Source organism: Flavobacterium sp. MK4S-17, assembly GCF_009848495.1.
Taxonomy (GTDB): domain Bacteria; phylum Bacteroidota; class Bacteroidia; order Flavobacteriales; family Flavobacteriaceae; genus Flavobacterium.
Map to the genome: position 1 here is coordinate 1 of NZ_WWEP01000004.1, position 13814 is coordinate 13814.

Below are 13814 nucleotides of genomic sequence, written 5' to 3' on the forward strand. Positions count from 1 at the left end.
TGGGTGTAAACCAGATGCTCTGAACCAACTGAGCTAATCGCCCTAAATGCGAGTGCAAATATAAAGCAGTTTTTTGTATTTGCAAACATTCCATTAAAAAATTATAAAATTTCTGCTACTACAAATGTACTGCCTCCTATATATATAAAATCATTAGATGCTGCTTTAAGCAAGGCAGCTTTATAAGCTGCTGTAACTGAAGGGTACACTTCACCCTTTAGTCCAAATTTAGCAGCCTCATTACTTAATACCTCAGCATCAAGACCACGTAATACATTGGGCCTGCAAAAATAATAAATTGCCTGCTTAGGCAATAGCGGCAGCACTTCATTCAAATTTTTATCGTTTACAACCCCAAAAACTATGTGCAGATTATCATAAACCTGCTTTTTTAGCTGGCTCATAACAATTTTGAGCCCATCGGGGTTATGTGCTGTATCACAAACAACCCTTGGTTCAGCATGTATCTGCTGCCACCTCCCTGCAAATCCTGTATTTCCTGAAACATTTAAAAAACCTTGTTTAATGTTATCCTCAGAAATTATAAAATGAGTTTGTAATATTTTTATCGCCAGTAAAGCAGTTCTCTTATTTTTAAATTGGTAGTCGCCAGTTAAATCTGATTCATAATCAGGCAACACCTCATCCTGCGCAAAATATATTATAGAATTACATTCTTTGGCCTTATTTGTAAAAACCTCCTTGCTTTCAACATTATATTCGCCAATCACCACTGGAATACCAGGTTTAATAATACCGGCCTTCTCTGCAGCTATAAGTGGTATAGTATCACCTAAAAACTGGGTATGGTCAAAACCGATATTCGTAATAACTGAAAGCAGCGGTGTAATTACATTGGTAGAGTCAAGCCTGCCCCCCATCCCGGTTTCAATTACAGCTATATCTACTTCCTCCTTTGCAAAATAATCAAATGCCAGGCCAACAGTCATTTCAAAAAAGCTGAGTTGGTTCAGCTCAAAAAATGATTTGTTTTCTTCTATAAAATCGCACACAAAGCCCTCGGGGATATCTTTACCGTTTATTTTTATCCGTTCCCTGAAATCTTTTAAATGAGGAGAGGTATATAGCCCTGTTTTATATCCCGACTCCTGCAATACAGAAGCCAGCATACTGGATACAGAACCCTTGCCGTTTGTACCGGCAATGTGGACAGTCTTTACCCTTTTTTCAGGATTGCCCAAATGCTTAGTTAGCAATAAGGTATTGGTAAGATCTTTTTTATAGGCAGACGCGCCCTGCTGCTGATACATAGGCAGGCGGCTGAACATCCATTGTACTGTTTCCTGATACGTCATAAATAAAAAAATGACAGATTATAAACCTGCCATTAAAATTAATGTTTAGCTGCTATATTTATACAAGCTGTTTTAAAGCTATTTCAAAAGCCGTTTTGCTTATACCTGTTTTAGATTTATTGTGATTATATACATTTTGAATGGCTTTTTTTATTACACCTGAAGTATCATTAAAAATTGCCTCGTCAGTCATGCTTACTTTTTTCTCCATAAAATAAGCGAAGACCCTTGCCATTCCACAGTTAGAAATGAAATCAGGGATAAGGCTCACTTTATTATCTGTAGCCTCCATTATGGGGCCAAAAAATATTTCTTTATCTGCAAATGGCACATTTGCACCGCAGGAAATAACCTCAAGCCCTGCATTTACCATATTTTCCACCTGTTCTTTTGTAACGAGTCTTGATGCGGCACATGGCGCAAATATTTCAGCTCCAATTTTCCATATTTCTTCATTGATGGTTTCAAAAGGAATCATGTTACCAGCTACCAGTTTGTTACCATCCTTATCAAGGAACATTTGCTTTATTTCTTCAAAGCTAAAGCCCTCTTTATTTAAAACACCGCCTTCACGGTCTATTATACCTACTACCTTTACTCCCATTTCTGCCAGGTAAAACGCCGCCGCAGAACCCACGTTGCCAAATCCCTGTACTATGGCTTTTTTACCCTTTACAGAACCACCATATATTTCATAATAATTGCGCACAGCTTCTGCAACACCATAACCGGTAATCATGTCGGCAACTGTATATTTTCGGTTTACATCGGGTGAAAAAGCCGGGTTCTCTATAACTTTAATCACGCCTTGGCGTAACTGCCCAATCCTGTTTATTTTATCAGCCTCAGTAGGCTTAAAGTGCCCGTTAAATACGCCTTCCTGCGGATGCCACACGCCACATTCTTCGGTAATTGGTATCACTTCATGAATTTCATCCACATTAAGGTCGCCCCCTGTTCCATAATAACTTTTTAGCAGAGGTGAAACCGCTTTATACCAACGCTGCAAAACACCTTTTTTTCTCGGATCATTAGGATCGAAATTAATACCTGACTTAGCACCGCCAATGGCAGGCCCTGATACAGTAAATTTAACCTCCATGGTTTTGGCAAGCGACAATACTTCATTCATGTCCAGCCCTTTCCTCATCCTGGTACCCCCGCCGGCAGCACCACCCCTCAATGAGTTGATAACAGTCCACCCTTCGGCTTCAGTTTCAGAATCTTTCCAGTTAAATATTATTTCAGGTTGTTTATTTTCGAATTTTGCTAATAAATCTTTCATTTGTTGTGTTTTATTAAATCGATGCAAATATATAAAACATATAATTGAGAATTTCTTATTTTTTAAAGGTTTCTTTAGGAAATGAAACCTTAATAACAGTGCCTTCACCAGGTTGTGATGTAATATTCAGCACTCCATTTAAAGCATCAGCCCTTTTCCGTAAATTTTTTAACCCTATGCCGCCCTGCATATTTTCTGTATCAAAGCCAACACCATCATCCTCTATTGTAACATTAACGGTGTTTCCTTTCTCTTTAACATAAACCTTTGCATGTTTTGCATTTGAATATTTATTTACATTTTGCAATGCCTCCTGTACAATCCTGTAAATATTTACCTTAACAATATTCGACATATTTTCCCAGTCTATATTTTTATCTATATGAGCCTCAAACAGCGTTTCAAAATTATTTTTCTGTGACTCAATCATAAATTCAAGTATATTCTCAAAGCTTTTGTCCTGCTGCAATTCGGCCGACCTGCTTAAATCGTGCGACACGCTCCTGATTTCGGTTTCAATACCCTGAAGCTGTTTTATATAGCCCTTGCGTTTTTCAATAGTTTCATCATCAGTCTTACGGTTACTAAATTCCAGGTTAAGCCGCACGGCATATATATTATTTAATATACCATCATGCAGCTCCATTGCAATCCTGTTTTTTTCTTCGCTCCGGGCATCATCAATTTTATTCTGCTGCTCAAACATCAACTGGAAAATTTCCTCATTTGCTTTTTGCTGTTCCTGAACAAGCATCAGTTCCTTATTTTTTGAATTAAGGTAATAGATAATAAATATGGCAGCGATAAATAATAATATTACTGCAGAAACACCTATAATAAAGCTATTCTTTTTAACCAAAGCTTCCTTTTCGTCCTGCAGCCTGTCCGTTTCATATTCTATACGGGCATACTTATCGCGGTTTGCCTTTGCAATTTCCTGAAGGCTGTCGCTAACCGTTATATATTTACCAGAGTAGTATGCGCTGTTTGCTTTATCAATTTCAGACAGAAATTTGAGGGAATTAAGCACATCATAGTTGCTGTTTATTTCATTTGCATCATTATATGCAGATTTAAAATAAGTTATAGCTGTTTGAGTATCCTGTTGTGAAAGATAATACTCCCCAATATTGATATTGCTCGTAATAATGCCTGACTTATTATTAAGGCTGTCTCTTAAAGCTAAAGATTTAAAAAACAAATCGGGCAATTGTGAGTAATCCTTATCCTTAAATTTAGCATAAGCAAGATTGTTTATTAATTTTGCATATAAACTTGCACTTATATCCTTAACATTGCCGGTTTTTAACGCATTATTATATATTGAAATGGCTTTTTTATAGTCGCCCATTTTAATATAAACCAAGCCCATGTTATTGTAACATGTAACTCTGTATAATGCAATTACATCTTCTGAATAACCTTCTTCTTTAAACCTTTCAACTTCTTTAAGGGCGAGTTTAAAGTAAGTAAGGGCGTCATTATTATTATTTTGGCCATCAAGCGCAGTTGCAATCAGGTTATAGCAATTATATATATCAGTGGGGCGATCATCTTTTGAAAGGAGTTTCCATGCTCTTATTGCTTCGGTTTCGCAAAGCACATATTCACCAATATTGTAATACACATAAGCCTTGTATAGCACAATTTCGCCAAGGCTTCGGGTATCATCTAAATTTTTATACAAGTTTTCGGCTTGGGCATAGTAATAAAATGCGCTGTCGTTATTTGCCCTGCCATAAAAAGATTCACCAATATAAAATAAGGATTTGGCCATATCGACAGTGTCTTGGGCCTGTGACGCTAAATTATATATTTTCCTGGCTGTATGTAAAGATTTATCATACAGGTTCATGTTATAATAGGCTGTAGCTGCCCTTCGGTAAAAGTAACGATTGACAGAATCGTTTTTATTACCTGCTAATTCTGTTATAACAGAATCGATAATTTTTTCCCCAAGTTCAGGCACACTGTATGCCATTTCGCCTCTGTCTAGCTGTTTTTCTATACGGGTTTTAGAAACAGTGTCTTTTTTCAGTTCCCTTTTGCAGGATCCGGCAACTAGAAAAATGCCCAGCAGTGCTAATAAAAGTTGGTAGTTTTTCAAAATTTTTGAGGCAATAGTGTTTGTACTATTGCCTCAAAAATAAATATTTTTATGAAATAAAAGCTTATGGCCTCATTGGTGGCTTAGGAAGCTCTCTATCTCCATTGTCAATTGTTCCTATATTTCCTGTCTGAACATCGTCAGCCTGTGTAGTCTGCATGTCGCTGTCATCAGCTGAGCAAGAAGCTGCAGATAAACCTAAAAAAGCAATTAGCCCAAGAGTTAAAATAGTCCTTTTCATGATAGTAAATTTTAAGTAATTTATTAGTGTTTTTTATTCATTATTTAAATAAGCTTTAAGCCCCTTTCTTAAAACTATGAAGCAAAGATAGAGACGTACTGTTACTTAACCTCATGAAATTTGGAAGGTTTTGTAAAACGCCCTATTTTACTAGTGAAACGACATGTTTGCAGGGTAAATAATTAACTTATAAATACTCTGGTGCAATAACTTCAATTATCCTGTCTATATTCTCTTTATAAGTGCGGGAAAATGAGATACTGACTTTATTATTATCAAGATAGCAAAGCGATTTTCCAGTATTGATTCTTGATATATGATTACTGTTAACAATATAACTATTATGCACCCTGTAAAAAAATTCCGGAAGATTTAATTCGTAGTGTTTAAGTGTTTTATAGGCTGTTAACTGTTTACCGCTTTTTAAATAAAAATCTGTAGTGTTATTATCTGCTTTAAGGTATATAATGTCATCCAGGTCTATAAACTGGTAATCACCATACGATTTAATGCATATTTTAGATATTTTACCCTCTATAGTATTGTGTTCCTCTATCTCTATAGGCTCTTCCACTACATAATTATCTATTTTATGAATTAAAGCAAGCTTTTTTTGTATCTTTAATAAGCTTTTTCTAAGTTCTGTAGTTACTATAGGAATAAGCAGGTAATCATAAACCCCGGCCTTTAATGCTTCATAGGCATATTGTTTACTGTCACTCAATACTATAAAATAAGGCAACACATTTAAGTAACGGTGTAAATCGTTAATAAGTGAAAAAAAATCCTGTTGTGGCTTACTTTTTGAATTGAGTGTAATGATAACAAAATCAGGTGCCAGGTCAAGTACTTTATTTAGTGCGTCATCTGCTGTAACCGATGTGGCAATACATATAAACTGGCTGAAACCCTGCAAAGCATGCAAGGTTTCTTTTAGGTTATTGGTGTCGTCATCCAGGATCAGGTAGTTGTACCTCAAAATAGATTATATTGATTACGCAATTTAAAAAGTTTATGGTTCTTAACTCTTATCTGGGAGTAAATTTGTTAAATTTGATTATATGATTTTTTTATGCAGGAGCTGAATATCTTAATCGTTGACGACCACCCTATGACCGTTGACGGATATATAAATGTATTATCCGAAGAAAAATTTGAAAACCATGAACTGGTTTTTACAAAAGCGCTAGATTGCAAACAAGCCTACGAATATATTATTGACTCAAAAAATAATGGAAAACCTTTTAATATAGCCTATCTGGATTTAAGCCTCCCGCCTTATCCTGATAAAAATATTAATTCCGGTTTTGACCTGGGTATACTTTTAAGGGAAATGATTCCCGACTGCATTATTATAATACTTACCATGCACAGTGAATCTGCCTTGGTTGACAGGCTGATTAAGGAAATTAACCCACAGGGTATACTATGCAAAAGTGATATTGATATAGATGAATTTCTAAATGCGTTTAAAATCATTTTTTCGGGTGATAATTATTTGAGCAGTAAAATAGTAAAGTCTTTAAAGGACAAAGTTTTTGATGCTTACAAACTTGATAATTATGATAAGCAGATATTGATGCGACTTTCTGAAGGAATCCTTACTAAAAATATACCTAATTATGTACCGCTTTCACTGAGTGCGATTGAAAAACGCCGCGACAGGATGAAAAACATGCTGTTACAGGGCAAGGGTGGCGATGACCATGAGCTTGTGGAAGCTATTAAAAAAATGGGGATACTTTAAGGATGGTAAATTTTTCCTGAGCTATGGTTTTTAACAGCACCGGTTACACTGCAAAGCACATTAATCTCATCCCTTATTTTTAAAACACCTAATAACCCAAAAATTATAGCTTCCTTAAACTGTATGGTATTATCGTCGGGTATTGTAATCGTTGCAAATTTTAATTTATGCTGCAGCAGTTCTGTTATAAAAGTATTATAAGCCCCGCCCCCCGTTATTAGTACGCTTTTTTTACCTATATTATTTATAACATGAGCAATCTGCACGGCAATATGTTCAGAAAAAGTGCATAATATGTCATTTACCTGTAAGTCATATTTATCAATAACAGGAAAAACTACTGATTTTACAAATTCAAACCCTAACGACTTAGGATAAGGCATCTTATAAAAATCAAGGTTGTTAAGTTCGTCAAGCAATTCATTTATAACTCTGCCGCTTTTAGCTATATTGCCACCCTGGTCAAAATTCACCCCTAATTTGCCCGCATAATAGTTAAGCACTGTATTTACAGGGCAAATATCAAATGCAATCCTCTCACCATCTTCTTCAAAAGATATATTGGAAAAACCCCCAAGGTTAAGGCAGCACTCATATTCGCTAAATAAAATGCGGTCGCCTATGGGCACAAGTGGTGCACCCTGCCCTCCCATTTCTACATCCTGAACACGGAAATCGCACACAACGGTTTTATTGACAAGACGGGCGATTTGGGGCATATTGCCAATTTGCAGCGTTATACCATTTTCAGGCTGGTGAAGCACCGTATGCCCGTGAGATGCTATAAAATCGAGGCCGGTTAAAGCATTGCGTTTTACAAAATCATTTATAACATTTGCAAGCAGGGCGGTATATTCACTATTCAACTCATACAGCATCTTATTATTTAAAGTTACTGCATCTTTTAATTTATTTACCCAATTATCAGTGTAAGGTACCGTTTCGGCATGTATTACTTCAAACTGCCATTTGTTGGTATAAGTAAAATGTATATATGCCAAATCCACACCATCAAGCGATGTGCCAGACATAATTCCTAAAACGTTATAGTTTTTTTTAATCATCTGTCAAAATTAGTTATTCATATTGAAAAATTATTAATTATTGGTTACATTTGGGCACCATAAAACAAAAATGTAAATTCTGAATAATCATGGATTTTAAACTTACTGAAGAACACCTGATGATACAAAAAGCTGCCAGGGATTTTGCACAGGCAGAACTTTTACCCGGTGTAATAGAAAGGGATGAAAAACAAATTTTCCCCGCCGAGCAGATTAAGAAAATGGGAGAGCTTGGCTTCATGGGGATGATGGTTGATCCAAAATATGGAGGCAGCGGCCTTGATACTATTTCTTATGTGCTTGCCATGGAAGAAATTTCAAAGATAGATGCTTCAGCTTCGGTTGTAATGTCAGTCAATAACTCCTTAGTGTGCTGGGGGCTGCAAACCTATGGTACCGAAGAACAAAAACAAAAATACCTTACTCGCCTTGCTGCCGGGGAGATTATAGGGGCTTTCTGCCTATCTGAACCGGAAGCGGGCAGCGATGCAACATCACAAAAAACCACTGCTATAGATAAGGGCGACCATTACCTGCTTAACGGCACCAAGAACTGGATAACCAATGGCAGCACCGCAGATGTTTTCCTTGTAATAGCACAAACCGATACAGAAAAAAGGCACAGGGGCATTAACGCACTTATTGTAGAAAAAGGCATGCCCGGATTTGAAATTGGGGCGAAAGAACAAAAACTGGGCATACGTGGTTCTGATACACATTCATTAATGTTTACCGATGTAAAAGTTCCTAAGGAAAACAGGATTGGTGAAGATGGATTCGGATTTAAATTCGCAATGAAAACACTTGCCGGCGGCCGTATAGGTATTGCATCGCAGGCATTGGGTATTGCTTCAGGAGCTTATGAACTGGCTCTTAAATATTCAAAAGAAAGAAAAGCTTTCGGAACAGAAATATGCAACCACCAGGCTATAGCATTTAAACTTGCCGATATGGCGGTGCAAATTGAAGCTGCACGCCATCTTTGCCTTAAAGCTGCATGGGACAAGGACAACCACCTTAATTATGACCTTAGCGGCGCAATGGCAAAATTACACGCTTCCAAAACCGCAATGGATACTACTATTGAAGCAGTACAGATACATGGTGGTAATGGCTATGTTAAGGAATACCATGTAGAAAGGCTTATGCGTGATGCCAAAATAACACAGATTTATGAGGGCACTTCTGAAATACAGAAAATCGTAATATCAAGAGCAATAATTGCTGAATAAAAAAAGCCTCCCAACGGGAGGTTTTTTTATCACTAATGCTATCAAACCTGGATATTTAAAAAACAACTATTTCAATATAATTATATAATTATAATTTATTTAACCATTCAACGTATAAAAGTAACATTACAACGATTAAATACCACCCTTTTTTTGATTTTTTGCATCACTTATTATATTTACAGTAAATAAAATGACAGCTTATTATTTATTATTTGTCATATAAAACACTTAAGCAACCAAAATTTAAATAGCGTTTAATTAATTAACAAAGTGCAAAAATGAATATTATAGGGCAAAGAATTAAAAAGTTAAGGGAAGAAAAAGGCATAACCCAGGAAATGATGGCTATGCACCTTGATGTTACACAAAGTAATTATGGCCGCCTTGAAAAAGACGACAGGAGGCTAAACGTTGTTAAGCTACTTAAAATTGTAAGGATTCTGGATGTAGATATTCATTACATATTTAACGATGTTGCACCTGTAGGCTCCGGTAACAGTTCAGAAAATTTTGCCCATACCAGCAAGGAAGTATATGATATACTGGTAGACAGCCTGCGTTCAGAAGTACAACACCTTAAGGAAGAGATAAGTTTTTTAAGGGTTATGGTAAGAAGCTAACAGGTTAAACATACTTTTACCCCTATAGTACCGTTTATGATAATTATGGTTATTTTTATCTGATGGTACAAAAGCCAAAAGCACTTAAATATAAAGTTATAACAGGTTACATACTGCTCTTTTGCATAGCGGTAGCCTCAATATGGTTTTTTTACACTGAAATAGTAAAAATTGCCGCCCCTTCGCGTACCGACGAAGATAACAGCACTATAATAAAAATAAGCAATACCATTGCCGACCTTTATGCCTCTGAAGCATTAGGAAGAAGCGCCATACTTACACTTTCCAGTAAAGACCACCTGCAATACAACGCTACTATTGACAGCATCAATACTAAAATTGAAGGCATAAAGGGTGAAGTTGAAGATTCCCAGAAAAATAAATTTGACTCTATACAAATACTGCTTCAAAGAAAAAAAAACAGTATTAACGAAATTATACTGTTCCGAAAGAAAAACTCTCCTGAAAAAGCCTACGCCAGCGCTATAGATGGAATATACAGTGCCAAAGATTCTATTTTAAGCCTTGTTAAGCCCGTTAAGACAGAAGACCGCTATGAGTGGCAAAAACTGATTAGCGCATTGCTTACCCCAAGCCAGATGGACTCACTGAGCAAACTTCCGGTATCTAATGATTCGCTTGCCATAGCGTTTGATAACATATTAACCACGCGCCTGGTTAAAGATACCCGTCAGCGCTACCAGCTTAACCGCAAGGAAGAAAAGCTTTTGGATGAAAACCGTATAATCTCTGATCAGTTACGTGTAATACTCTCCTCAATTGAAAACGATTTCCTGCAAAAATCTTACTCTAAAATCAGGGAATCCCAGGAAGTGATTTCCGGTACTGTTGAAAAAATGGCTTGGATAGGTGCATTCAGCCTTTTCCTGCTTATAGTATTTGCCTGGATTATAATACGCGACCTTACTACCAACCAAAACTACAGGAAACAGCTTGAATTGCTTAATAATGAAAATGAGGAACTGCTGCGCACAAAGTCCATGCTTATGGCTACAGTAACGCATGACCTGCAAACGCCACTGGGAAGCATAATAGGATTTCATGACCTCATTAAAAGCTCAGGCATAAATGCAAAACAAAAGCAGTATCTTGATAATATTAAAGAATCTACAGATTATATATTAAAACTGGTTAATGACCTGCTGGATTTTTCAAAACTGGAAAATAACCGCATTACTATACAGAATTCAGGCTTTAACATGAAAGGGCTAATAGAAGGTATTTGCCGCACCCTTGAGCCTATTGCACTTAAAAAAAATATTGAGCTTAACTGGGATATTGACGAGGAACTTAATAACAACTTCCTGTCCGATCCTTACCGCATTAAACAGGTGCTTACCAACCTTATAAGTAATTCTGTAAAATTTACCCATGAAGGGTCTGTTGAGGTAACAGCCAAGCAGGAAAACAACACTGTAATAATTTCTGTATTAGATACCGGTATCGGCATTGCCAGAGAGAGGCAGCAGGATGTATTTAAAGAATTTACACAGGCACACACTGGAATAGAAAAGAAATTTGGAGGAACCGGACTGGGCCTTACTATATCTAAAAAAATTATTGAACTGCTGGGAGGAACAATTAACCTTGAAAGTGAGGAGGGCCAGGGCTCTATATTTACTGTAACCATACCGGCCCTTATAGATGATACTATTCCTGAAACTACGGAAGAAAAACAGGACGATGATATTATTCCATTTCTAAAAAATAAAAAAATACTGCTTATTGATGATGATGCAGTGCAGCTAACGCTAATGCGGGAGCTATTTGGAAACTATCCTTTAGATATTGTTACGGAAAATAACCCAAAACGTGTACTGGCTTTGCTACAGGAAAAGAAATTTGACCTGCTGATAAGTGATGTACAAATGCCTGTAATGGATGGTTTTGAGCTGGTAAAATCAATCCGCAGCCATGAGGATGAATATGTAAATAACCTCCCTGTAATAGCACTTTCAGGCAGGAGGGATTTAACAAGACAAGATTATACCAATAAAGGATTTACAGCCAACCATCCAAAACCTGTACAGTTTGAACAACTTATTATTTTAATATCAAATATTTTTGGAAATGATAAAACAGTAGGGCTATCTGTAAGCAAGCCTGATACAATTCAGCCCTTATATAATCTTAAAAGCCTTTCACAGTTTACGCTTAACGACCCGGACTCCCTTAAAACAATAATAAGTACTTTTATAGCAAGCGTGCATGAAAATTGTATCATACTTAAAGAAGCCGCCGGTAATGATAATTTAGACCGGCTTGCGGAAACTGCTCATAAAATGATTCCTATGCTAAAACAAATGGAAGTTTTTACTATTGCTGAAATGCTGATTCCTTTGGAAGACAGGACACTTGAATACAGCACGCAAGAAATGAAGGAATATATAAGCAATATATGCTGCAGGCTTGAAACGCTTGTAGAAAATCTTGCAGAAGAAGTAAATTTATAAATCAATATTATATAACTTCAGTTTGTTGTACAGAGTTTTCCTGTCAATATCAAGCAACTTGGCAGCTTTGGATTTATTATAATTAGCCTTTTCCAATGCCTGTTTAATTGCCTCTTCCTCATTAGCTTTTGTATAATTGGAAAGTAACGAAACATTTTTAGGGGCCTCCTGCATTTCCTGGGGCAGCACCTCAAGGCTGATTAAGTTGGATTTTGACAGCAAAACTGACCTTTTTATAATATTTTTCATTTCCCTTAAATTACCGGGCCAGTCATAATCCTTAAACAGTTCAATAACTTCTTTATCAAAACCTTCAACCTCTTTCTCAAGGTCGGTATTAGCCTGTGCAAGAAAATAATTGGCAAATAGCATGATATCCTGATGCCTTTCAGAAAGCTTGGGCACACGTATGCAAAATTCGTTTAGCCTATGGTAAAGGTCTTCCCTAAAATCACCGCGCTTTACTGCCTCATATAAATCTTCATTAGTAGCAGCTATAACCCGTATATCAACAGAAATTTCGTTATTACTGCCCACTGGCTTAATCTTTCGCTCCTGCAAAGCCCTTAAAAGCTGTACCTGTACTTCATAGGAAAGGTTGCCAACTTCATCTAAAAACAAGGTGCCCCCGTTTGCGGCTTCAAAATGGCCTGTTTTATCACTCACCGCTCCGGTAAATGAACCTTTAATATGCCCGAAAAATTCACTGGATGCTAAATCTTTTGGTATTGCGCCACAATCAACAGCTATATAAGGCTTGTTGGCCCTTTTACTTTTTGAGTGTATGGAATGTGCTATATACTCCTTTCCTGTACCACTGTCACCAATAATAAGTACTGACATATTGGTTGGCCCTACAAGATTGATATGTTCCTGAAGCATTATTGCCTGCTCACTCACACCCCTTACAAAAGGTAAATCCTCATTATTTATCTTTTTAGGTTTATCCTGTAAGTTACTTGCCGTTGCCTTTTTGGAAATAGCCTGCTGGATAGTATATAAAATCTCATCAGGATTAATAGGCTTGCCAACATAATCAAACGCTCCTGATTTCATGGCACTCACTGCAGTCTTTATATCTGTATAGCCTGTCATCAAAATCACGCTTGTAGAAAAAGAAATCTCTTTAACCAGCTTTAAAATATAAAGCCCGTCACTGTCAGGCAATCTTATATCCGTTAGTACAACATCAAAAAACTGTTTTTTAATTTGCTGTTCTGCCTCATTTGCACTGAAAGCATTAACTACTTCATAACCCCTTTTTTGCAAAAAAGTTTTAAGCATAACACAAAAGGCAGTATCGTCATCAATCACCAGTATCTTTGAACTCATTAGAAACAGATAAATATTTATAAAATCGGCTAGTGCAAATTTAGCGCATTTAAGATTTTTAAATGTTAATAAAAACAAAAGGAGATGTTTTCACACCTCCTTTTTGCGAAGAATAAAATTCTTCAATCACCTTACTATATATTGTTAATTAAATATCGCTATATATAAGTATATGTAAATACTATGCCAAAAAATATAATACGGAAAAAGAGTGTAAATCAATAATCTTTTTAATTTAAAATTGTAGAATTTCCACAAGTGGCTGTAGAAATTTCCACAATGAAATGAAAAAGATTGATTAATATATAAACAAAAAAGGCCCTTCATGATTAATGAAGGGCTTTTAAAAGAAAGGCGACGACATACTCTCCCACAAGATGCAGTACCATCTGC

Annotated in this window: 11 protein-coding genes; 4 read left to right on the plus strand and 7 right to left on the minus strand. The window is 36.4% G+C overall.

The window, feature by feature from the left end:
- Positions 1-101: 101 nt before the first annotated feature.
- From GSF09_RS02260 to GSF09_RS02280, 5 genes are all read right to left on the minus strand, one after another.
- Positions 102-1316, minus strand: coding sequence for a folylpolyglutamate synthase/dihydrofolate synthase family protein (locus GSF09_RS02260; protein ID WP_159799310.1), 1215 nt, complete (start codon positions 1314-1316; stop codon positions 102-104).
- A 58-nt stretch (positions 1317-1374) separates the two neighbouring features.
- A complete protein-coding gene (locus GSF09_RS02265) occupies positions 1375-2601 on the minus strand; it encodes a Glu/Leu/Phe/Val dehydrogenase dimerization domain-containing protein (RefSeq protein WP_159799311.1) in 1227 nt (408 codons plus the stop codon).
- Between the two features lie 55 nt (positions 2602-2656).
- The gene (locus GSF09_RS02270) at positions 2657-4708 is read right to left on the minus strand and encodes a sensor histidine kinase (protein ID WP_159799312.1); all 2052 of its coding nucleotides are present in this window, start codon (positions 4706-4708) and stop codon (positions 2657-2659) included.
- 64 nt (positions 4709-4772) lie between these two features.
- Positions 4773-4949 (minus strand): hypothetical protein, encoded by a 177-nt coding sequence (locus GSF09_RS02275; protein WP_159799313.1) that lies wholly within the window; start codon positions 4947-4949, stop codon positions 4773-4775.
- 187 nt (positions 4950-5136) lie between these two features.
- On the minus strand, positions 5137-5928 hold the full coding sequence (locus GSF09_RS02280; protein WP_159799314.1) for a LytTR family DNA-binding domain-containing protein: 792 nt from the start codon (positions 5926-5928) through the stop codon (positions 5137-5139).
- Between the two features lie 93 nt (positions 5929-6021).
- On the opposite strand from GSF09_RS02280, the gene GSF09_RS02285 reads away from it, so the two are divergent.
- Positions 6022-6696 (plus strand): response regulator, encoded by a 675-nt coding sequence (locus tag GSF09_RS02285; RefSeq protein ID WP_159799315.1) that lies wholly within the window; start codon positions 6022-6024, stop codon positions 6694-6696.
- On the opposite strand, the gene GSF09_RS02290 is transcribed toward GSF09_RS02285, so the two are convergent.
- On the minus strand, positions 6693-7760 hold the full coding sequence (locus GSF09_RS02290) for an anhydro-N-acetylmuramic acid kinase (RefSeq protein ID WP_159799316.1): 1068 nt from the start codon (positions 7758-7760) through the stop codon (positions 6693-6695). The two genes, GSF09_RS02285 and GSF09_RS02290, sit on opposite strands and share 4 nt — an antisense overlap.
- 89 nt (positions 7761-7849) lie before the next feature.
- Between GSF09_RS02290 and GSF09_RS02295 the strand changes: the two genes are divergently transcribed.
- The 3 genes from GSF09_RS02295 (at position 7850) to GSF09_RS02305 (ending at position 12089) form a co-directional block, all read left to right on the plus strand.
- Positions 7850-8992, plus strand: coding sequence for an acyl-CoA dehydrogenase (locus GSF09_RS02295; RefSeq protein ID WP_159799317.1), 1143 nt, complete (start codon positions 7850-7852; stop codon positions 8990-8992).
- Positions 8993-9273: 281 nt separating this feature from the next.
- Complete coding sequence (locus GSF09_RS02300; protein WP_159799318.1) at positions 9274-9615, plus strand: helix-turn-helix domain-containing protein; 342 nt, start codon at positions 9274-9276, stop codon at positions 9613-9615.
- Between the two features lie 62 nt (positions 9616-9677).
- On the plus strand, positions 9678-12089 hold the full coding sequence (locus tag GSF09_RS02305) for a hybrid sensor histidine kinase/response regulator (protein ID WP_159799319.1): 2412 nt from the start codon (positions 9678-9680) through the stop codon (positions 12087-12089).
- On the opposite strand, the gene GSF09_RS02310 is transcribed toward GSF09_RS02305, so the two are convergent.
- Positions 12084-13421: a sigma-54 dependent transcriptional regulator gene (locus GSF09_RS02310; RefSeq protein ID WP_159799320.1), complete on the minus strand. Its 1338-nt coding sequence runs from the start codon at positions 13419-13421 to the stop codon at positions 12084-12086. The two genes, GSF09_RS02305 and GSF09_RS02310, sit on opposite strands and share 6 nt — an antisense overlap.
- Positions 13422-13814 lie beyond the last annotated feature (393 nt).